Origin of the sequence: Croceibacterium sp. TMG7-5b_MA50 (assembly GCF_039830145.1) — a bacterium.
Classification (GTDB): domain Bacteria; phylum Pseudomonadota; class Alphaproteobacteria; order Sphingomonadales; family Sphingomonadaceae; genus Croceibacterium.
On the sequence record NZ_CP156082.1, the window covers coordinates 305,054 to 326,112 of the forward strand.

Below are 21,059 nucleotides of genomic sequence, written 5' to 3' on the forward strand. Positions count from 1 at the left end.
CGATTCTGGCACCTATCCCGCCGATTCATCCAAGACCGCCGGCGCGACCCGCCGCCGGGCGACCTCACGCAGCAGGAAGCTCGACCGGATCTTGGCGACATGCGGCAGGTTCGACAGCTCCTTGCGATAGACCAGGTCGTAATGGTCGAAGGAGCGCACGTTGATCATCATCATGAAGTCGTTTTCGCCCGAGATGAAGGAGCAGAACGACATGGAGGGGCATGACATCACCGCCTCTTCGAACTCCACCAGCTTGTCCTCCGACTGGCTGTTCAGTTCGATAAGCACCAGCACCGTGATTGCGTAGCCCAGCTTCTGCTGGTTGATGACCGCGGAATAGCCGGTCACCACCCCCTTTTCCTCCAGCAGCTTGCGCCGACGCGCGACCGCGGTGCTGGACAGGTTCACCTTTTCCCCAAGGGTCACGTCGGCGGCGCGGCCATCATCAACCAGTGCGCGCAGGACTCGAAAATCGGTACGGTCCAGCGCCTCACGCACGCTTTTTGCCATTACATTCCCTCGCTGCGGTGAAATCCATCAATTTGGCTGCCAAATACTGCCGTCTTTCCCAAGATATGCAAGGGCAGGAATGATACTTCTCACGGCAAGGCATCCGCATCGGGCGCCGCAAGTACCACCTCCTGCATGTGAGAACTTCCCGGATGGGTCGCGCCCTGATGATCCCTGCCTGTCTGCCGAAAGCCTGCTGCAAGGGTGGCGACATGCTTGGGAATTGCGCGTAGGGGTGGCGCTTGCCTGATCTCCTGAGCGCCCGGTCCATGCTGCAACCTTCCGCTTTTGCCCGATTTTTGGGGCCTGTGGTGCTTTCCGCGCTGCTGTGTGCCGCATGTGCCGACGGGGAGGAGAAGGGTGGCGGCCGCCCCCGCGCTGCACCGCTGGTGGAAGTGGTCGCGCCCCGGCCGCACGACTTTGTTGAGGTGATCGAGGCGGTCGGCACGGCCCGCGCGAACGAACAGGTGACGATCAGCGCCCCAGTGACGGAGCGGATCGAGCGGCTGCATTTCGATGACGGGCAGTATGTCCGCCGCGGGCAATTGCTGGCAACGCTCGCGCAGGGGCAGGAGCAGGCGGTGCTGGCGGCGGCCAATGCCACGGGCGCCCAATCCCGCGCGCAGCTCGACCGTATTCAAGCATTGAGCGAGCGTGGCTTCGCAACCACGGCGCAGCTCGACACGCAGGTCGCGATCGAGGCGCGCGCCAGGGCGGAGGCGGATGAAGCGCGGGCACAGATTGCCGATCGCACGTTGCGCGCGCCGCTGTCGGGCGCGGTGTCGTTGCGAACCATTTCCGCGGGGTCGATAGTGGCCGCCGGATCGCCGATCGCGGTCATCAGCGACCTGTCGCGCATCAAGGTCGATTTCACGGTGCCCGAGACGCAGTTGCGCCGGCTGCGGATGGGCGATCCGATCGAAGTTCGCTCCGCCGCGTTCCCGGGCGAGGTGTTCGGCGGCCGGATCGCCACCATCGATCCGGTGCTCGATCCCGCGACGCGCGCGGTCATGGTTCGGGCGGTGCTGCCAAATCCCGACGCCCGGCTGAAGCCCGGCATGCTGCTGGAAGTGGCGGTGCAGGCCGCCACCCGGCCCGCACTGGCCGTGCCGGAAATGTCCGTGACGGGCGAGGGAGCCAACCGCTTCGTGTTCGTGGTCGATGACAAGGGCGTGGCCCGCCGCCGCCAGGTGCGAACAGGCCTGCGTGATGCCGGCGTGATCGAGGTTGCCGGCGTGGAGCCGGGCATGCGGGTGGTGAGCCGCGGGATCGTGAAGGTTGAGGACGGAATGACCGTGCGCATCGCCGACCAGCCTCGGCGGGCCGCCGATGCTGCTGACAGCGGTCCCGCCCGCGCGCGGGTTCGCGGCTAATGTGGCTTTCCGACCTCAGCGTCCGGCGGCCGGTGGTGGCGCTGGTGCTGGCCATCCTGCTGACGCTGGTCGGGGCGATCGGGTTCCTGAGCCTGTCGGTGCGCGAATATCCGGATACCGACCCGCCAGTCGTGTCGGTGCGCACGACCTACACCGGCGCCAGCGCGACGGTGGTGGAAAGCCGGATCACCCAGCCGCTGGAGGACCGCCTCGCGGGCGTGGCCGGGATCGAGACGATCACTTCCCAGTCGAGTGACGGTCAGTCGTCCGTGTCCATCGAGTTCGCCACCGGCACGGATGTCGATTCGGCGGCCAACGATGTGCGCGACCGTGTTGCCGGCGCCCTGAACGACCTGCCGGAGGATGCGCTGGCGCCCGAGGTGCGCAAGGTCGATGCCGATGCCCAGCCGATCCTGTTCCTGATGGTTCGTGCGCCGGGCTGGGACCGGCTGCAGCTTGGCGAATATGTCGAGCGGGTGCTGGTCGACCGGCTGTCCAACATCAACGGAGTCGCGCAGGTCAATCCGTTCGGCATCGCCCGGCCGGCAATGCGCGTGTGGCTCGACGTGGACAAGCTGGCGGCGTTCCGCCTGACCCCGGCGGATGTGGAGGCGGCGCTCCGCACGCAGAACGTGGAGCTGCCCGCCGGCCGGATCGAAAGCGAGCAGCAGGCGCTGACGCTGCGCGTGGATCGCCAGTTCGTCAGCCCGGCCGATTTCGGCGGCCTCGTGATGGGTCGCGGGGCGGACGGCTACCTGGTCAGGCTGGGCGATGTCGCCCGGATCGAACGCGGTCCGGAAAACCCCTATTCGGTGTTCCGCCTGAACGGGGAGGACAGCGTCGGGCTGGCCATCGTGCGCCAGTCGGGGGCCAATACGCTGCAGGTGGCGCAGGATGCGAAGGCGGCGGTCGCCGCCATGGCCGGCGAATTGCCGGAGGGCATGACGATCACGCCCGGATCGGACAGCTCCCTGTTCATCGAGCGCGCGATCGATGGGGTGTACCACACCCTGGCCGAGGCGTCGGTGCTGGTCGTGCTGGTGATCTTCCTGTTTCTGGGTAGCTGGCGCGCGACGATCATCCCGGCCGTGACCGTGCCGATCTGCGTCCTGGCGACTTTCGCCGTGCTGTGGATGCTGGGCTTTTCCATCAACCTGCTGACGCTGCTGGCGCTGGTACTGGCGATCGGGCTGGTGGTCGACGACGCGATCGTCGTGCTGGAGAACATCCATCATCGGATCGAGGATGGCGAGCCGCCGCTGACCGCCGCGTTCCTGGGCGCCCGGCAGGTCGGTTTCGCCGTAATCGCCACCACACTGGTGGTGTGCGCGGTGTTCGTGCCGGTAATGTTCATCGCCGGCCAGACCGGCGCCCTGTTCCGCGAACTGGCGGTGGCGATGATCGCCGCTGTCGCGCTGTCGGGCGTGCTGGCGCTGAGCCTCACGCCCATGCTGTGTTCCAAGTTGCTGCGTCCGAAGCAGGCCGGCGGCTTCGCCGGGCGGGTCGATCGCGTGTTCGCGCGGGTGGAGCGTCTGTATGCCCGCGGGCTGGAAGGCGCGCTGCATCGGCCCCTGCTGGTGCTGGTGCCCACGGTTGCGGTGCTGGCGGTGGCGGCGTGGATGTTCGTCGCTCTGCCAAGCGAGCTGGCGCCGGCGGAAGATACCGGCGTGGTCGAGGCGCGTCTGACCGCGCCGGAAGGTACCAGCTATGCCCAGCTAAACGCGTTCACGCGCGAGGCGGAGAGCGCCATGATGCCGCTGCTCGGCGCCGGGGCGGTTCGCGGCCTGATGGGGCGGGCGCCATCGGGCGGCGGTGGCGGCACGTCGGAAGATTTCACGCAGGCGCAGGTCAACGCCTTCCTTGTCCCATGGGAGGAGCGTGAGCAGACCAGTGCCGACATCGCCACGGAGATGAACCGACGGCTGGGCGAGCTGACGGCCATGCGGGGCAATGCCAGCGTGCGCTCCTCGCTGGGTCGCGGGCGAGGCCAGCCGATCAACTTCGTCATCGCGGGCACCAGCTACGAGGCCCTGGCCGATGCGCGCGACCGGATCATGGCGGCAGCGCGCGACAATCCGGGGATCGTGAACCTCGACGCCGATTATATCGAGTCCAAGCCGCAGATCCTGATCGAGATCGATCACGAGCGGGCGGGTGACCTCGGAATCTCGGTCGATGCGATCAGCCAGGCGTTGCAAACGCTGCTCGGGTCGCGGCGGGTGTCCACCTATATCGAAGGGGGCGAGGAATACCGCGTGATCGTGCAGGCCGATGCCGACGAGCGTGATCGCGAGTCCCGGCTCGACAGCATCTATGTCCGGTCCCGCACCGCTGAGCTGGTGCCCTTGTCCAATGTGGTACGCCTGCGGGAGGATGCGTCGGCCCGTTCGCTGGGCCGGTTCAACAAGCTGCGCTCGATCACGCTGCAGGGGGGCATCGCGCCCGGCTACTCGCTCGGCTCCGCGCTGAAATTCCTGGAGGATGTCGCGGCCCGTTCGCCGGAGGTGCTGTCCGTCGGCTATCGCGGGGAAAGCCAGAGCCTCCGCCAGACCGGCTCCTCCATCTGGATCGTGTTCGGCTTCACCCTCATCACGATCTACCTGCTGTTGGCGGCGCAGTTCGAATCCTTCCTGCACCCGGCGGTGATCGTCACCGCCGTGCCGCCTGCCTTCGCCGGCGGGGTTGTCGGATTGTGGCTGACAGGGGGCTCGATCAACCTCTACAGCCAGATCGGCCTGGTGATGCTGGTCGGCCTTGCGGCCAAGAACGGTATCCTGATCGTGGAATTCGCCAACCAGCTGCGTGACGAGGGTCTTGCCTTCGCCGATGCAGTGCGCCAGGCGGCGCACCGGCGCTTGCGGCCCATCCTGATGACATCGGTCGCCACGGTGATGGGCGGGGTGCCGCTGGCGATCAGCACAGGCGCCGGCGCCGGGGCGCGTCAATCCATCGGCGTCGTGCTGGTGGCGGGCGTCACGCTGACGACCCTGGTCACGATCTTCCTGGTCCCGCTGCTCTACGACCGGCTGGCGCGGCGCACCAGTTCACCCCAAGCCGTCGCCCGCCAGCTCGAGGCAGAGCTGGACGACCTGCATCCGGAGCCTGCTTGAAATGAGTGACAGCGCCGTGGCCGAACGGCCCATCGCCACCCTGCCGCTGGACGCCTGGCATCGCGCGGCCGGTGCCAGGATGGTTCCTTTCGCCGGCTATTCCATGCCGATCCAGTATGCCGACGGGATCATCGCCGAACACGAATGGACGCGCACGGCAGCCGGCCTGTTCGATGTGAGCCACATGGGGCAGCTGCTGGTCACCGGTGCCGGAGCCGCCGAGGCGCTGGAGGCGCTGCTGCCCGCCGACGTCAGCGCGCTGGCGCCGGGCCGGATGCGTTATTCGCTGCTGCTGAACGAGCGCGGCGGCGTGATCGACGACCTGATCGTCACCAATGTGACGGTGGACGAGCCAGCCTACTTCGTCGTGGTCAACGGCGCGACCAAGGCGAACGACATCGCTCATCTAACGGCGCATCTGCCCGCCGGCGCCACGCTGACGCCGCTGCCCGGCAACGCGCTGCTGGCGTTGCAAGGGCCGCAGGCGGCGGCCGTGCTGGACCGTCTGCTGCCTGGCGTCACGACCGAACTCGGCTTCATGGAGGCGACCAGCCGCCTGCTCGACGGTGTGGAGGTGCGCATCTTCCGTTCCGGCTACACGGGGGAGGATGGCTTCGAGCTGTCGCTGCCCGCAGATCATGCCGCGATGCTGGCGGACCGGCTGATGTCGCAGCCGGAAGTGCGGCCCATCGGCCTGGGTGCGCGGGACTCCCTGCGACTGGAGGCCGGATTGCCGCTCTACGGCCACGATCTGGATGAGGATGTCGACCCTGTCATGGCCGGTCTTGCCTTCGCAGTCAGCAAGGCGCGGCGGGCGGAAGGTGGCTTCCCCGGCGCCGACCGCATCATCGCGCTGCTGCGCAATGGCCCGGCGGTCCGCCGCGTCGGGCTGGTGCTGGAAGGCCGCATGGCCGCGCGTGAGGGCAGCCTGGTGTTCGCCGGTGACGAGCAGGTCGGCCGGGTCACCTCCGGCGGTTTCTCGCCGACACTCGGCCACCCGATAGCACTGGCGTTCGTCGATGTCGCGCATGTCGCGCCCGGCACCGCCCTCACCACCGAAGTCCGCGGCAAGCGCCTGCCGGCGATTGTCACGCGTCCGCCCTTCGTTCCTCATCGCTACCACCGCAAAGGAGAGGCCTGATGGCCCGTTACTTCACCACCGAACATGAATGGATCGAGGTCGATGGCAACACCGCCACGATCGGCATCACCGATCATGCGCAAAGCCAGTTGGGCGACCTCGTCTTTGTCGAGGTGCCGGCCGAAGGTACCGAAGTGGTCAAGGGCAAGGAGGCTGGTGTCGTTGAATCGGTGAAGGCCGCATCCGACGTTTACTCCCCGGTCAGCGGCACCGTGATCGAGAGCAATGCCGCGCTGGAGGACGATCCTTCGCTGGTGAACAGCGGTGCCGAAGGGGAGGGCTGGTTCTACCGCCTGACCATTGCCGACGCCGCTGAGCTCGATGGCCTGATGGATGAGGCCGCCTACAAGGAATACGTGGCCGGGCTCGACTGAGAGCCCGCGCCCCCATTTTGAAAGCACCCGATGCGCTACCTGCCCCTGACCCAGACCGATCGCGCAGCCATGCTGCAGGTTATCGGTGCGCCCGATATCGACGCGCTGTTCGCCGATGTGCCTGAATCGGCCCGTTTGACCGGGCCGATCGCCGGCTTGCCGCTGCATGCCGGCGAACAGGCGGTCGAACGCCACATGCGGCGCCTTTCCGCGCAGAACCTGTCGGCAGCGGATGCGCCGTTTTTCCTGGGTGCGGGCGCCTACCGTCACCACGTCCCGGCCAGCGTCGATCACCTGATCCAGCGTGGCGAGTTCCTGACGGCATACACGCCGTACCAGCCGGAAATCGCTCAGGGCACGCTGCAGATGCTGTTCGAGTTCCAGACGCAGGTGGCGCGACTGCTCGGCTGCGATGTGGCCAATGCGTCCATGTATGACGGCTCGACCGCCGCTTGGGAGGCGGTGGTGATGGCGCGCCGCATCACGAAGCGCGGCCGGGTGCTGGTGCATGGCGGGCTGCACCCGCATTATGTCTCCACCATCCAGACAATGGCCCGTTTTACCGGCGATGTGATCGACTACGCACCGCCGGGGCTGACGGCCGATTGCGGAGAAGACGCGCTGTCTGCCCGCATCGATGGCGAGACGAGCTGCGTGGTGGTGCAATATCCCGATATCCTTGGCCGGCTGCCGGACCTCCAGGCGATTGCCGCAGCGGCGCAGGCGCAAGGCGCTCTGCTGATCGCCGTGGTGACGGAGCCGGTGGCATTGGGCGCGATCACCAGTCCGGGCGAGCTGGGCGCGGACATTGTCGTGGGGGAAGGACAATCGCTCGGCGTGGGGCTGCAGTTCGGCGGGCCGTATCTCGGCCTGTTCGCCACGCGCACCAAGTACGTCCGCCAGATGCCCGGTCGCCTGTGCGGTGAGACGCTCGACGCCGCAGGCCGCCGCAGCTTCGTGCTGACGCTGTCAACGCGCGAACAGCATATCCGGCGGGAGAAGGCGACCAGCAATATCTGCACGAATTCGGGCCTGTGTGCGCTTGCCTTCTCCGCGCACATGACCCTGCTGGGCGAGAAGGGCCTTCGCGCGCTCGCCGCGGAGAACCATCGGCTCGCCTGCGAGGTGGCCGACCGCTTGGCAGCCATCCCCGGTGTGGAGCTGGTGAACGACACCTTCTTCAATGAATTCACCATCCGCATCGGTCGTGATGCGCGTCAGGCAGTGCGCGAGCTGGCCGAACAGGGCGTGCTTGCCGGCGTGTCGCTTGGCCGGCTCTACCCGCAGGAGGAGACGCTGGCGGACGCATTGCTGGTGGCGGTGACGGAAACGGTCAGCCCGCAGGACATCGACGCCTTGGTTGCCGGGCTTGAAGGAGCGATCGCATGAACGTGCTGAACACCAGCGGCTGGCGGCCCGGTACCCCCGTGCCTGCCGAAGGCGAAATTGGCACCGTCACCGGCAATCGTGGGCTGATGCTGGAGGAGCCGCTGATCTTCGAGATCGGGACGACCGAAACGACCGGCGTCGATCTGCCGGAGCCCGCCGCGGGTGCGGCCAGCCGCCTTGGCAAACTGGCCCGCACTGCCCCGATCGGCCTGCCCGGCCTGTCGGAGCCGGAGACGGTGCGCCACTACACCCGGCTGAGCCGCCAGAACTATGCCATCGACTGCGGCATCTTCCCGCTCGGCAGCTGCACTATGAAGCACAATCCGCGCCTGAACGAGAAGGTCGCACGGATGCCAGGCTTCGCGGATGTCCATCCGCTGCAACCCGTCGATACGGTGCAGGGTGCGCTTGGTGTCATCAACGAGCTGGCGGTGTGGCTGATCGAACTGACCGGCATGCACGGCGTCGCCATGACGCCCAAGGCCGGCGCACATGGGGAGCTGTGCGGCATCCTGTGCATCAAGGCCGCGCTGGAGGCCCGTGGCGAGGACCGCCGCGTCATTCTGGTGCCCGAAAGCGCACACGGTACCAATCCCGCCACCGCCGCCTTTGCTGGGTTCACCGTGGAAGGCATTCCCGCCAATGCGGACGGCCGGGTCGATCTCGCGGCCCTGACCGCCCGGCTTGGCCCGGATGTCGCTGGCGTGATGATCACCAATCCCAACACCTGCGGCCTGTTCGAACGCGACATGAAGGCGATTTCGGACGCGGTGCATGCGGCGGGCGGCTATGTCTACTGCGATGGCGCCAACTTCAACGCCATTGTCGGCCGGGTGCGTCCGGGCGATCTCGGCATTGATGCCATGCACATCAATCTGCACAAGACCTTCTCGACCCCGCATGGCGGCGGTGGGCCGGGCTCCGGACCGGTGGTTCTGTCAGAGGCGCTCAGCCCCTATGCCCCCCTGCCGTTCACGGAACGGCATGCCGATGGGCACATCACCCTGGTTGAGGAGGAGACGGTGGGCGACCGCCATCCGCATTCCTTTGGCCGGATGAGCGCCTTCCACGGCCAGATGGGCATGTTCACCCGCGCGCTCGCCTACATACTCAGTCACGGCGCTGACGGTCTGCGCCAGGTGGCGGAGGACGCGGTGTTGAACGCCAATTACATGCTCCGCAGCCTTGAGGACGTGCTCGACGCACCTTTCGGGCATAGCGGTCCGTGCATGCATGAGGCTTTGTTCAGCGACGCGAGCTTTGCGAAGGGCATCAGCACGCTGGATGTCGCCAAGGCGCTGATCGACGAGGGGTTCCACCCTATGACCATGTACTTCCCGCTGGTGGTGCATGGGGCGATGCTGGTGGAGCCCACCGAATGCGAGAGCAAGGCGACGCTCGACCAGTTCATCGCCGCCTTGCGCAACGTTGCGCAACGGGCGAACGATGGTGATGACAGTCTCTCGGCTGCCCCGATGCTTGCACCCCGGCGGCGAGTGGACGAGACGGCTGCTGCGCGCAAACCGCAGCTGGTGTGGCGGGATCCGGCACCGGGCTGAAGAGGCCTGCGCTAGCTGCGTTTGAGAGTAAAGGCGTGCTGTCGGCTTCGGGCCGGCCGCACGCCCAGCCGGGCGCTCAGGCGTTTGCCGCCAGCTTCACGCTGTCGGCGATGTTCGCGGCGATCTGCTCGAGGGAAAAGCGCTCCCGGTATAGCTTGAGCGATGCCTCACGCATGCGCAGAACTTGCTCCCGGTCCTGCACCAAGCTGCTTACACGCGCAGCCACGCTTGCCGCATTCGCCGGATCGATGACGTAGCCGTTCTCGCCATCGATCACCGTCTCCGCCGTCGCACCGTCCCTGCTGGAGGCAAGCAGAGCGAGGCCATAACCCAGCCCTTCGAAGCCGGCGAGTGAACGGTAATCCGCCAGCGACGGGATCACCAGCACTTCCGCCGCGGCATAGAAATGGCCGAGGTCAGCGTAGCTCTGCCGCCCGGCGAAACTTATCCGCGCTCCTGAGACATGCTGCTCCGCAAAGGTCGCGAGCTCCGCCCGATCGGGGCCGTCTCCTACCACCACAAGGTCCAGTTGCGCGCGTACTCCAGGATCGCACAGGGACAACGCCTGCAGGAACTCGCGCAAACCCTTGCGCTGCGTAATGGAGTTGGCGAACAGCAGCCGTAGCGGACCCTCAGATCGTTGTATTTCGGTGTTCGGTCCAGGCGGGCGGGACGTCAGATAGGGCGCAACCCGCACCTTTTCCGGCCTCGCTCGCAGATCTTCTACCAGATACCGGCGCCCGCCCTCATTGTTGGTCTGGATTACGTCGGCCTGGCTAACCACCCAGCGCTTCACCTGTCGGACCACCGGATTGGTGCTGCCGCCACGGGCAGCAGGATCGGATTCGACCAGCAGCACCAGGCCGGTTCGCCGCCGCAGGGTTGCGGCCAGTGTTGTCATCAATGCCGGCGCGGTGAACTCGATCGTCACGAAGACCTGCACAGGCTCCCGTAACAGGCGGACGAACAGCGACGGCGCGGGCACCGCGATTTCGGTCGGGTAGACCTGCCCGTCTGGTGTCGCACGCTGGACGGAACGCCGCCGAAGACGCATCATGGGCTTCAATGCAATGCCGTAGCGATTGTTAAAGCTGGTGTCCGCATCGACGGCCACGCTCAGGGAAGGGATGAGGGTTCGAAGGCAGCGGAATATTTCCCCGAAATACATCAGGTCGTTGCCATAGCCAAAGCCATGAGACACGATCATCACGCTCGGAGTACCGACGCGGTCGCGATCGTTCCTGGTCATGGCTGACGATCGCTCCTGCTCGTGACCCCTACCTTCAGCGTGACTACCCCATATGATAGTCGTTCCGCAATGCGGCATCGGGATGGAGGCAGACGCGGTCCCTCGTCGGCGCAACACAAGCGTGGTGAGACCGCTCCCCCTTCCTTCAGGTCGTAAAAAGGGGCGCAGCGTCCAACGGCGCTGCGCCATTTCTGCATGTCAGGCGAGAAAGCCTTTCGCCACCTGCACCCGCAGGGTGGTGCTGGGCAGATCGATTGCGGCGGTCATGGGGTTCGTCAGCCATACCGTGACGGTATTGTTGGCCGTCACTTCGCCGCGGACCATCAGACCCTGCAGACCGACACTGCCCAACGACACACTCGTCACAAGGTCACCGACGACCGCACCCGCCACGGTGACCGTCGTGCTGGCACTTCCTCCCGCGGGGATGGAGGGCGCGTCGTAGACCGCTTGTCCCTTCATCGCCAATGCGGCGCTGGTGCTGTACCCGGTTTCGACCCAAGCGGCGAGATTGCCATCCCAGCGCAGGCTGACCCTGTCACCCTTGTTGATGAGATAGCGGTCCTGCTGCAATCGCAAGCCCCCGCTGCTCGCCGGCAGGCGGATGATCCGCCCATTGTTTCCGGTATGCAGGAGGGTGACTAACTGGCCGTCGACATACCCCGTGCCGGTGTTGTCAATACCGATCGTGAAGGTACCAGCGACCGTGGGCTCAAGCCCATTGGCTCCAACCCACGGGGTGATGTTGCGGTCGGCATTGATGTAGAAGAATGCCGCAGCCCCGAGGTTCGGGTTAATGGGCACGAAATCGGGCGCGGCGATGATCCGTGGCCAGACAAACCCTGAAACAGGCGTGTTGCTCAACAAGGCCAGACGACCGGCACCCGATCCATGCACGGTGACCGAAACGTTGGGCGCGTCGAACAGCTTGGCATAGACCACCACCGCCTGGTTCCACATCCGCCCTTCGATCTTCGCCAATTCCGAACGTTCGCAGGTCAGGTCGATACGCACGTTTGTGCCCGGCTGAACCATGGTGGTGGCGGCTGGCCCACTGCTCGCAACCGGTGTCGTCAGATTGTCTGGCCCGTGTAAGGTCAGCGGTTCAGTCGGGCCGTTCGCACTATCTTTGATGGCGAGGATACGCAGGTCGATGTCGGTCAGCTTGCCGGCGTTCGACCCGAAGGCGAGTTGGGTATCGATCAGGGTCATCTCACCCCGAGCGTACGAGGTGAGATGCACCGAGTTGCACCGCTCAACCGTAACGCCGGAAAAGTTCATGTACGGCGCCACTCGGTCCGCGTTCCGCCAGGGATAGGAGAATGGCCAGCCGCCGACCATGCCCGTGGGCCAACGCGCGCCTGCACCACCCATCAGCGACACGCTCTGCGTGAAGTCGTAGAAGCGGCAGTTGAAGAAGTTCTTGCCGAAGCCGCCGATGATTTCGCACTGGTACGAGTTGCCGGCTTCGACGTTGATGTAGGTGCTTCTGGCGCAAGTTCCTGAGTTGATCGTGCATTGCGGTGATCCGTCCAGCACGCAATTCTGCAGCAGCTCCTCTTTGATCCCGGTGCTGCCGGCCGTGTAGAAGATTTCGCCACCCCAGTTGCGCAGCACTACGTCGCGCATCTCCACGCGGAAGCAGTTCACGTCCTGGATGCGCACCGCTTTATGGGTCAGGTTCAGCTGTGGGGTGCGAGAGGTGGTCCGATCGAAAGTTTTGGTACCGTCGATTTCGACGTTCTCCAGCCGGAAGAAATCCATGGAACTGGTCGGCCGCACATTGACGCCGCTACCCATCCAATCCTTCTGCTGGGTCATCATGTCGCCGGTCGGCAGTGGCGCACCATAGACGATGTCCGGCTGGGTGACGGTGTCGTTCGTGCCACCAAGGCTGTTGAGGCAACGGAGCAGCGTCTTGCCGCGTCCGGTCCCGACGATGGCGATGTTCTCGCGCACCAGCATGTAATGCCCGGACAAGCCGGTATTCACATGCTCGCCGGGATTACGGATGGGGCACCAGAGCTCGTAGCGCTGGCTTGGCAGTTCCAGACGCTGCACCCGTATCGCGTGAGCGTAGTTGATTGCCGCCTGGATGAAAGGTTGGGCATTGCCGCTGGATGGGCAGCCCATTTGCTCGGGTGTGATTGCCCCCGATGCGCCGGGCATCAGCCGGAAATAACGTTCGCCCTCACCTTTGAAGCAGGCGAGCGGATGCGCCGCTGCCAGCGCTGCGGTGGCTCGGGCATCGCTGATATAGGTTGCTGCCCCGGTCCCGATCTCCGCATAGCCATTGGTCTCGATGCGGGTCACGGTTGCAGGCAGCTTCGCGGCAGCCATGCCGGTGAACAGCCGTGGCGTGGATGCAAGGGCCTGCAGCGCGGACTGTTCCGCTTGTGAAGCCGCCTTGCTGGCCGATTGCGCCGTGGTCTCCGCCGTCCGCGCGGCAGTGGTGGCGGATGCTGCGCTGGCGCCCGCCACCTTGGCGGACTCGGCCGCTGACTGCGCTGTCGCGCCAGCTGCCTGCGCAATCTCGCTTGCCGATTTCGCCGCTGCGCCAGCCGCTTGCGCGGTTTCGCTCGCTCCGGTGGCAGCGGCATGTGCCGCCGCCACCTGCAGCGCCGCGGCGTCCATCGCCTTGCGCGCCTGTTCGGTGGCGGCAATTGCACTGTCGGCGGCGGCCCGCGCCTGTGCGGCGGTGTCCTGCGCGGCATGGGCCGCGCCGTTGACCGCTTCGGCCAGTTCCAGTGCGTCCTGCGCCTGCGCCAATGCAGCGCGTTCGAAGGCGCTCACTGCGACACCCGGTAGATCAGTTCACCCGACGTCATCTCGATGTTCAGCCAGAACGTCGCGCCGGCCTCATTCTCCTGCCACACAGGCTCGTTCGCCGGGGTGGTAAAGCTGCCCCAACGCCGACCGCCGACCGTCAAACCCTGGCGGGTCGCGCCGCCGTCCACCGAGCGTTCCAGGCTGACCCGCCCTGCCCATTCGCCGCTGAGCTGAAGGTGGATCGGCGTGGCCGCAACGGGTCGAAACGGCCCTGCGACCATGGACTTGGTTGTCTTGCCAACCAGCGGCTCTGCGTTCTCAGGGACAGCAGGAGGGTTCCCGGAGTTCGTTATGATTACGGGCAAAGGCGCAACCTGACTGACAAGCGCCAGGGTGCCTCCGCTATCCGTAAAGCCCATCGCGGTAGGCGTGGCATAGCGCGACGGGATGGTGATGGGCAGTTTGACTGACATAGAGCCTCTCTTGCTTGGGAGTCTCATGGTCAGCTATACATAATGGCTCTTGTAGGAAAATACTTTTAACCAGATTGGCGTTTCAGCCGGAACGTTGTCGCAGGGCGCGGAGCATGCCCGCCGGGTTGCGCAAATGCTGGAAGGTAGTGCAGGTGCCGTCGCGAAACTCCGGCGATATCCACCATTCCTGGCGAACAAATCGTACTACCGCGACAACGGTGACAAGGTCTACCGCAGCAAAGGCGAGGCCAGCAGCAACGGCTCCTAGGTGGTCGCCTGTGACCGCTATCAGCAGCAGTCCCACGATACTGGCACCAAGGTTGATGTTGGAGATAGCACCTTGGCGGTTCACGCTGCTGATCAGGTTAGCGACCGTGTTCCAGAGCACTGCGGCAGCCGAGGACAGCGCCATCGCCAGCATAAGCGTGAACGACACCTCGATCGCGCCGGCAGTCCACAATCTGACGAACGTCGTGCCGAGAACGACCATGCCGAAGGCGATACCAACGCTCATCACCAATGATGTCGCGAGCACCAGTCCGAAATAGCGGCCCGCGCGCTCGGCTCGCCCGCCGGCCATCTCTTGGCCGAACTCCTGCGCCACCGGGCCTGCAACCATCTGCGAGATTTGCAGCCCGACGCGCGACAGGGTTCGCACTGCGACGAATGCCGGTACCGCCGCTGCCCCGGCGCTTGCGCCGAGGGCAAGGACGCTCAGTTGCAGGAAGGCGATAACACCAAAACCCAGTACCGCTGCTGACAGCGCAGGTCGCCACATCTGCACCCACTCGTCCCTGCTGGCCTGCATGAAACCGGGTCGCAGTTCGGGATACTTGATGTTTCCTAGCACAAAAACGCCGACGATGCTTATGCATCGCGCTACCAGCAGCACGCCCGCCGCCGTCACGATACCCGCGCCAAGCAGCACGGCGATCAGCACGCCGACATTCTCGATCGTATAGCTGGCGGTATTGCACCACAGGTTCAGCGGCACGTTACCGGCTGCCCGAAAGATGACGGTGTTCAGTCGGAACAGCACGGTGCCTAGTCCATAGGCGATCAGCATGAACAGGGCGGCTCGCGAGTCGACATCGCCTAGTCCGGGCGCATTGGGCAGGATGCCTGCGGGCAGAAGAATCAGGGTAGCCCCGCTCAGCACCACGAGTGCCAGCGTGATCAGTCCAGATGATAGCCACGCGGTGTGGAGCACCATGCGCGCCCGCTCAACCTCGCCGCGGGACACGAACAGCGTCATGCGAGCCCAGGCTGAAGTGATGATGCCGAAGTCGCTCAGCGCCAGCATCGTCGGGATCGTCGCCAGCATGGCCCAGATGCCGAACAACGTCAGCCCCCACGCATTTGCCAGCACCGGCACCAGCAGCAGCTGGACCACGGTGACCACGATCTTGTCGAAGAGGCCGGATCCGATCCCCAGCGACAGACGACGCAGGTTCACCGTGCTCGCTGCTTTGTCAAAGGCAGCATCCGGCGTTCCGCGGCGGCGATGATGGCCGTCTTGGACCAACGTTCCACCGCTCGAATGCGCGCGGCAGCCCCCATCGCCTGGCGACGCGCGGGATCATCAACCAACTGGGTCACGGCCTCTGCCAGCGCCAGACCGTCACCCGGGGGCGTGTTGATCCCGCAATCCTCGACTTCGGCGTGCAAGCCTGTCTCTGGCGCGGCTGTTGCGATCACCGGCCGGCCTGAGGCCAGCATGTTGGTCAGCTTGGACGGCAGGACCAGATCCGCCGCTTCGGCCTTCTGTGGCAGCAGGTGCACGCTCGCTAGTGACAGGAACTCGGCCATCCGTTCGGCTGGCTGAAGATCATGGAACTGTATGTTGTCGAGGCCTTCCGCCTGCTGCTGCAGGTTGGCCCGGTTCGGCCCTTCACCACAAATGACAAAGGCGATGTCACGTCGGTTGGCAAGCGCGCGCGCGGCGTCGATCACCACTTCGAGGCCTTGCTTGTTGGCAATATTGCCGGAGTACAGCGCTACGTGCCGGTCACCGATCCCCCACTCGCTGCGATAGCGCGACGGATCGGGCGTACCACCGCTGAAATCCGCATTGGACCAGTTGCGCATTTCATAGATGCGCTCTCTCGCCACGCCCTTACTGGCGAGCAGCGCGCACATCTGTGGGCTTATGGTGGAAACCATCGCCGCCTGCTTCAGGATCGCGCGCTCAATGGCATGTGCTCTCTGCTCCAGCCGCGCGGCGGTGCTGCTGAGCAGCCCGGTGGCGAAGGCGGCGTCAACCTCGAAGTCCTGCACATGGACCCACAAGGGCGCATCGGCGCGCTTCGCCACCCGCGCGGCTACCGGGACCGACATCAACGATGGCGCGATCGCCAGCACCAGATCGGGTCGTTCCCGCGCTGCCGCCATGGCAGGTCCGTACACCGATGCGGCGAAGCTCGCATGGTGCAACAATCGCTGAGCGCCGGACGGCCGGGCGGGGATGTAATGCGGTACCCGGGTGACTTTTACGCCCTGTTCTTCCGTGGTGCAGCGCCGGTTCGCATACCCGCCCGCCAATCGCCATTGTGGATAATATGGCACCCCGGCCAGCACCTCGACCCTGTGGCCGTGTACCGCCAACCCTTCCGCCAGCCCGGCGGTGTATGGGCCGACGCCGACCGGTTCGGGCGCGTAGTTCAGACCCAGTATCAAGATATGCATGATGCGGAACGCGGAGGCTCAGAGAGCCGGCTGCTTGATGTGGCCGGCGAGGAACTCGGCATAGGCGTTCTCGATGCCTTCACGCAGTGCAATCCGCGGTTGCCACCCCATCGCCGCCAGCTTGGCCCCGCTCATCAGCTTGCGCGGAGTTCCATCGGGCTTGCTGACGTCCTTGGAGATCGTGCCGCGGAAACCAACCACATCGCAAACCAGTTCCGCCAGTTCCAGGATGGGCAGATCCTCGCCCGATCCCAAGTTGACATGCTCCTCGCCCGAATATGTCTGCAGCAGGAAGACGCAGCCATCGGCAAGATCATCGGCATGCAGGAACTCGCGGCGCGGCGTGCCGGTACCCCAGATCTCGATGCTGGCGGAGCCCGCTTCCTTGGCCTCGTGGGCCTTGCGGATCAACGCGGGCAGCACATGGCTGCCCTTCAGGTCATAATTGTCGCCCGGCCCATACAGGTTGGTGGGCATGGCGCTGATGTAATCGCAGCCATATTGCCGGCGGTAGGACTGGCACAGCTTGATGCCGGCGATCTTGGCGACCGCGTACCACTCGTTCGTCGGCTCCAATGGACCGGTCAGCAGCGCATCTTCTGTGATCGGCTGGGGAGCAAGCTTCGGGTAGATGCAGGACGAGCCAAGGAACAGCAGCTTCTCGACACCTACCTGGCGCGCGCCCTCGATAAGGTTCGCCTCGATCATCAGGTTGTCGTAAAGGAATTCAGCAGGGTAGGTGTCGTTCGCCAGTATGCCGCCGACCTTTGCCGCGGCCACTACTACGACGTCGGGCCGGTTTTCGGCATACCATTCGCGCACCAGCGCCTGCTCGCGCAGGTCGACAGACCGGTCGGACGTCAGGATCTCGCACCCTTCACCCGCCAGCCGGCGCACGATGGCAGAACCGACCATGCCCTTGTGCCCAGCCACATAGACGCGCTTGCCAGCGAGCGAGTAGGTCATCGTTCTGCTACCTTACAAGCTTGCCGAAACATTCCTAGTGTGCCGTTCGATCACGATCTGCGCCCGCTCAGCTGTCCTTGGCGATCGGCGCGTCGCGCATGACCTCAAGGTCCGCCATCACCATTTCGCGAGCCAGTTCACGCACGGACGTGTCATGCTTCCAGCCAAGCTTCCGGTGAGCCTTGGCAGGGTCGCCGATCAGCAGCTCCACCTCGGTAGGGCGGAAATACCGCGGGTCGATCCTGATCAGGCACTTGCCGGTCCGCTGGCAAATGCCCTGCTCCTCGACACCTTCGCCACGGAACTCCAGCGCGATGCCCACATCCTCGAACGCCCAGCGGACGAAGTCACGCACGGTGGTCGTCTCGCCGGTGGCGAGCACGTAATCGTCCGGCTCGTCCTGCTGCAGCATCAGCCACATGCCGCGGACATATTCGCGCGCATGACCCCAGTCGCGCTTGGCATCAAGGTTGCCGAGGTACAACTGGTCCTGCCGACCCAGCTTGATCGCGGCCGCGGCGCGAGTGATCTTGCGCGTCACGAAGGTCTCGCCGCGCAGTGGGCTTTCGTGGTTGAACAGGATCCCGTTAGAGGCATGCATGCCATATGCCTCGCGATAGTTGACCACGATCCAGTAGCCGTACAGCTTGGCAACGCCATAAGGTGAGCGCGGGTAGAACGGTGTGGTCTCGCGCTGCGGCACTTCCTGGACCAGCCCGTATAGCTCGCTGGTGGACGCCTGGTAGAAGCGGGTCGCATTTTCCAGCTTCAGGATCCTGATCGCTTCCAGCAGGCGCAGCGTGCCAATCGCGTCGGCGTTGGCGGTGTATTCAGGCGTTTCGAAACTCACCTGCACATGGCTTTGCGCCGCGAGATTGTAGATCTCGGTCGGCTGCACTTCCTGGACGATGCGGATCAGGTTCGTGGAGTCAGTCAGGTCCCCGTAGTGGAGATGAAAACGGGCATTTTCCTCATGCGGATCCTGATAGATATCCTCGATCCGACCAGTGTTGAAGGAAGAGGAACGCCGCTTCAGGCCATGAACTTCATAGCCTTTTTCCAGCAGCAGCTGCGCTAAATAGGCACCGTCCTGCCCGGTCACGCCCGTGATCAATGCCCGCTTGTCTGCCACGCCTGCCCATCCATGTTGCGCCTGCGAAGAGGTGTTACAGGGCGCTTGCGTAGCTTGCAAGAAACCTTCCGGTAAGGATCAGACGGTCCAGGAATGGTTGGTCAGGCGAATGCCCTGACTGGCAAGGCTCGCGTGCATTGCGCCGAACTGCTCTCGTGCCGCGTTGAAGACTCCTATTCCCGGCGCGTTCTGTTCCGCCCCCATCGATGCTGCCCGTCCATCGGAGAAGTCGCAGCCGATCAGGTTAATGTCGCGCGACCCGCACATTGCCGCGAACATGACGGCAGACAGGGCGGAGGTCGTCTCCACAATGGGGATGGTCCGTCCTGTTGGCGGGACCTCGAACGTGCCCCAGTCCGGCTGGCGCGGGTGGTAGCGCAACACCACGGGGAAGGGGATGGAACCTAGCCGTTCCCATCGCCAGCCTGCCGCATCGTACCGCAACCACGTGAACATGGCGCGGCCGCGCTTTGTCAATCGGTGCCAGAAATCGAGGAACACCGGAGCAACCACGCAGCGCTCTGGCCCGAGCCGTTCGAACGGCTCGCTGCCGACGCGATCAAGGAACTCGCGCACCGGTCCGAGATCCATGGTGAAGAAGTATTCCGGCCGATCGAAGGAGGCGCGACGCAGTGCGAAATTGACATAGACGAGCGTGTCGAAGTCATCGAAGAATTCAGGAGGCACACGATCCAGGCTGGGCCCGGTGCCGATAATTAGCGTGCGCTTGCCGGGGAAATCCTGCTGCCAGATCGCGGGAACCGTCGTATCCACATGGCGCAACAACCCGCGCGCGCCCAGCCGGCTACGCCACGGCACCGTGCTGACGAACCAGGCGAACCAGCGTGCGCTGGGCTTCACCGCGCTCATCTGCGGCCATGGATGGAACACCTTGCGCGCGGCCGGGCCAAACTCGGTCTTCGTCGGCGGAGTGGCCATGCCGTGCGTCCTCCCTGCAGCCATGTTGCAGTGCGGCATGTCGTCGGTCGGGCGGGAAAGTGCAAGCACTCCCGCTCGCCGGCACGTCCCCTATTACCGGCGAACGGCGTGGTTCACGGTCGTCAGCGTCACTTCCGGTACCCCGCGGACGATTGAGTCCTCGTTGATCCTGGCAAGCATGATCTTCCCGTAAAACCGGCCGAAATCATACACGACCAGCAGGTCGCCATCGGCCGTAAACACCATGTCGGGGTACGAAATGCCCGCCTGCGTATCGAAGGTATGCTGATATGGCCAGGTTGCCCCCTCGTCGGCGCTGAAGGCGACGGTCATGTTCTCGCGCTGGGTCGAACTCTTGTTGGTCACCATCGCCAGCCTGCCACTGGGGCTGCGCAGCAGTGCGCTGCGCGTGCTGACCGTCGGGAAACCGGCGAATGGCTGCCCGGCGGTCCACTGCCAGGCACCCGGCGTCGTGGTGAAGCGCTGGTACAGCCCTCGTGCCATCCGCTGGTGCGCCAGGACCCGGCCGTCGCGTAACTGCACCAGGGCCGGTTCGGTGAAATCCTCGGGTATGTTGCGGGGCAGGGTGGTCACCCACTGGAATCGCCGGTTGTTCCAGTCGATCCTGTAGACATGCTGACCTGCCCGCTCCGGCCGTCGCGGGTTCATGAACGGATAATCGATCGGCAGCAGCCATTCGCCGTTGTACAGGAACGGGCGCTGCGGAATGCCGTCGGCGAACCAGCCCGCCTGTTGCAGTGTCGGCACGGCGGCCTGAGGGTCGGGAATGATCGTCAGCCAGGCGCCCATTTGGTTGTCGGTTGCCTGTCCGTTGCCGGACTGGAAGAAGAACACCCACAGCTTGCCGTCGGGCGCAGTCCAAAGGCGTGGATCGCCCACGCGGTCGGTCACCGGCAGGACCGGCACCTGGTAGAACTCGCGCGACCAGGTACGACCGCCATCATCGCTGTAGACGAAGGTGTGATAGTCGCCGGGCACCTCGCCGGGGCGGGCGCCGGCGCCGCCTGTCCATGCCAGCCAGATGCGGCTGCCGGTGATCGCAATGGACGGCAGGCCCTGGAAGGTCCGCGTGCCGTAAGCGGCGGTGTCCAAGCTCGGGATCGGCGGCGCCAGCACGTAGCTGTCGTTCAATGCCGGTAGCGGCGGCCCGCCAATGGCGGGCGGCGGGGTTGGCGTGGGTGTTGAGGTAGGTACCGCCGTCGGTGCGGGCGAGGGCGCGGGCGCGGAAATCGGCGGCGTGCCACCGCCGCTGTCATCGCCGCCACAACCCCCGATCGCAAGGGTCAGCGCCCCAGCTATAGCCAACGAGAGAACCCGCCGCATTTCACCGTCCCTGATTCTGACTCGCCCCTATGTTCTGATTACATGG

Annotated in this window: 16 protein-coding genes; 6 read left to right on the forward strand and 10 right to left on the reverse strand. The window is 65.1% G+C overall.

All coding sequences use genetic code 11. The annotated features are described in order from the left end of the window. Positions 1 to 12: 12 nt before the first annotated feature. Entirely contained in the window at positions 13 to 510 is a 498-nt protein-coding gene (locus tag V5740_RS01595) for an Lrp/AsnC family transcriptional regulator (RefSeq protein ID WP_347303345.1), read from the reverse strand. Positions 511 to 779: 269 nt separating this feature from the next. Between V5740_RS01595 and V5740_RS01600 the strand changes: the two genes are divergently transcribed. From V5740_RS01600 to gcvPB, 6 genes are read left to right on the forward strand one after another with little or no spacing between them, the layout of a single operon-like run. Further along, positions 780 to 1,883: an efflux RND transporter periplasmic adaptor subunit gene (locus tag V5740_RS01600; protein WP_347304417.1), complete on the forward strand. Its 1,104-nt coding sequence runs from the start codon at positions 780 to 782 to the stop codon at positions 1,881 to 1,883. Next, positions 1,883 to 4,993: an efflux RND transporter permease subunit gene (locus V5740_RS01605; protein ID WP_347303346.1), complete on the forward strand. Its 3,111-nt coding sequence runs from the start codon at positions 1,883 to 1,885 to the stop codon at positions 4,991 to 4,993. Before V5740_RS01600 ends, V5740_RS01605 begins: the two co-directional genes overlap by 1 nt. A gap of 1 nt (position 4,994) precedes the next feature. Further along, positions 4,995 to 6,134, forward strand: a complete 1,140-nt coding sequence (gene gcvT / locus V5740_RS01610; protein WP_347303347.1) for a glycine cleavage system aminomethyltransferase GcvT — start codon at positions 4,995 to 4,997, stop codon at positions 6,132 to 6,134. Continuing rightward, entirely contained in the window at positions 6,134 to 6,508 is a 375-nt protein-coding gene (gene gcvH, locus V5740_RS01615; protein ID WP_347303348.1) for a glycine cleavage system protein GcvH, read from the forward strand. The genes gcvT and gcvH overlap by 1 nt, the downstream gene beginning before the upstream one ends. 30 nt (positions 6,509 to 6,538) lie before the next feature. Then, positions 6,539 to 7,897 (forward strand): aminomethyl-transferring glycine dehydrogenase subunit GcvPA, encoded by a 1,359-nt coding sequence (gcvPA, locus tag V5740_RS01620; protein WP_347303349.1) that lies wholly within the window; start codon positions 6,539 to 6,541, stop codon positions 7,895 to 7,897. Then, the gene (gene gcvPB, locus V5740_RS01625) at positions 7,894 to 9,456 is read left to right on the forward strand and encodes an aminomethyl-transferring glycine dehydrogenase subunit GcvPB (RefSeq protein ID WP_347303350.1); all 1,563 of its coding nucleotides are present in this window, start codon (positions 7,894 to 7,896) and stop codon (positions 9,454 to 9,456) included. The genes gcvPA and gcvPB overlap by 4 nt, the downstream gene beginning before the upstream one ends. A gap of 76 nt (positions 9,457 to 9,532) precedes the next feature. Here gcvPB and V5740_RS01630 read toward each other — a convergent pair whose 3' ends face one another. The 9 genes from V5740_RS01630 to V5740_RS01670 all read right to left on the reverse strand — a co-directional run bounded on the left by V5740_RS01630 (position 9,533) and on the right by V5740_RS01670 (position 20,821). Then, positions 9,533 to 10,705: a glycosyltransferase family 4 protein gene (locus V5740_RS01630; protein ID WP_347303351.1), complete on the reverse strand. Its 1,173-nt coding sequence runs from the start codon at positions 10,703 to 10,705 to the stop codon at positions 9,533 to 9,535. A gap of 198 nt (positions 10,706 to 10,903) precedes the next feature. Next, positions 10,904 to 13,498 carry a hypothetical protein gene (locus tag V5740_RS01635; RefSeq protein WP_347303352.1) on the reverse strand — a complete coding sequence of 865 codons (2,595 nt, stop codon included), beginning with the start codon at positions 13,496 to 13,498 and terminating at the stop codon, positions 10,904 to 10,906. Then, positions 13,495 to 13,755 (reverse strand): hypothetical protein, encoded by a 261-nt coding sequence (locus V5740_RS01640; protein ID WP_347303353.1) that lies wholly within the window; start codon positions 13,753 to 13,755, stop codon positions 13,495 to 13,497. Before V5740_RS01640 ends, V5740_RS01635 begins: the two co-directional genes overlap by 4 nt. A gap of 274 nt (positions 13,756 to 14,029) precedes the next feature. Further along, positions 14,030 to 15,403 (reverse strand): hypothetical protein, encoded by a 1,374-nt coding sequence (locus V5740_RS01645; RefSeq protein WP_347303354.1) that lies wholly within the window; start codon positions 15,401 to 15,403, stop codon positions 14,030 to 14,032. Beyond that, positions 15,400 to 16,632 carry a WcaI family glycosyltransferase gene (locus tag V5740_RS01650; RefSeq protein ID WP_347303355.1) on the reverse strand — a complete coding sequence of 411 codons (1,233 nt, stop codon included), beginning with the start codon at positions 16,630 to 16,632 and terminating at the stop codon, positions 15,400 to 15,402. Before V5740_RS01650 ends, V5740_RS01645 begins: the two co-directional genes overlap by 4 nt. Before the next feature lie 18 nt (positions 16,633 to 16,650). Continuing rightward, positions 16,651 to 17,598: a GDP-L-fucose synthase gene (locus V5740_RS01655; protein ID WP_347303356.1), complete on the reverse strand. Its 948-nt coding sequence runs from the start codon at positions 17,596 to 17,598 to the stop codon at positions 16,651 to 16,653. A gap of 67 nt (positions 17,599 to 17,665) precedes the next feature. Then, a complete protein-coding gene (gmd, locus tag V5740_RS01660) occupies positions 17,666 to 18,730 on the reverse strand; it encodes a GDP-mannose 4,6-dehydratase (RefSeq protein ID WP_347303357.1) in 1,065 nt (354 codons plus the stop codon). Positions 18,731 to 18,808: 78 nt separating this feature from the next. Next, positions 18,809 to 19,600, reverse strand: a complete 792-nt coding sequence (locus V5740_RS01665) for a hypothetical protein (protein ID WP_347303358.1) — start codon at positions 19,598 to 19,600, stop codon at positions 18,809 to 18,811. A 162-nt stretch (positions 19,601 to 19,762) separates the two neighbouring features. Then, on the reverse strand, positions 19,763 to 20,821 hold the full coding sequence (locus V5740_RS01670; protein ID WP_347303359.1) for a sialidase family protein: 1,059 nt from the start codon (positions 20,819 to 20,821) through the stop codon (positions 19,763 to 19,765). Between the last annotated feature and the right edge of the window lie 238 nt (positions 20,822 to 21,059).

Coding starts and splice junctions, on each gene's coding strand:
- V5740_RS01600 (WP_347304417.1), top strand. CDS start 780: ATGCTGCAACCTTCCGCTTTTGCCCGATTTTTGGGGCCTGTGGTGCTT.
- gcvPA (WP_347303349.1), top strand. CDS start 6,539: ATGCGCTACCTGCCCCTGACCCAGACCGATCGCGCAGCCATGCTGCAG.
- V5740_RS01630 (WP_347303351.1), bottom strand. CDS start 10,705: ATGACCAGGAACGATCGCGACCGCGTCGGTACTCCGAGCGTGATGATC.
- gcvT (WP_347303347.1), top strand. CDS start 4,995: ATGAGTGACAGCGCCGTGGCCGAACGGCCCATCGCCACCCTGCCGCTG.
- V5740_RS01605 (WP_347303346.1), top strand. CDS start 1,883: ATGTGGCTTTCCGACCTCAGCGTCCGGCGGCCGGTGGTGGCGCTGGTG.
- V5740_RS01665 (WP_347303358.1), bottom strand. CDS start 19,600: ATGAGCGCGGTGAAGCCCAGCGCACGCTGGTTCGCCTGGTTCGTCAGC.
- V5740_RS01595 (WP_347303345.1), bottom strand. CDS start 510: ATGGCAAAAAGCGTGCGTGAGGCGCTGGACCGTACCGATTTTCGAGTC.
- V5740_RS01655 (WP_347303356.1), bottom strand. CDS start 17,598: ATGACCTACTCGCTCGCTGGCAAGCGCGTCTATGTGGCTGGGCACAAG.
- gcvH (WP_347303348.1), top strand. CDS start 6,134: ATGGCCCGTTACTTCACCACCGAACATGAATGGATCGAGGTCGATGGC.
- V5740_RS01640 (WP_347303353.1), bottom strand. CDS start 13,755: ATGGTCGCAGGGCCGTTTCGACCCGTTGCGGCCACGCCGATCCACCTT.
- gcvPB (WP_347303350.1), top strand. CDS start 7,894: ATGAACGTGCTGAACACCAGCGGCTGGCGGCCCGGTACCCCCGTGCCT.
- V5740_RS01650 (WP_347303355.1), bottom strand. CDS start 16,632: ATGCATATCTTGATACTGGGTCTGAACTACGCGCCCGAACCGGTCGGC.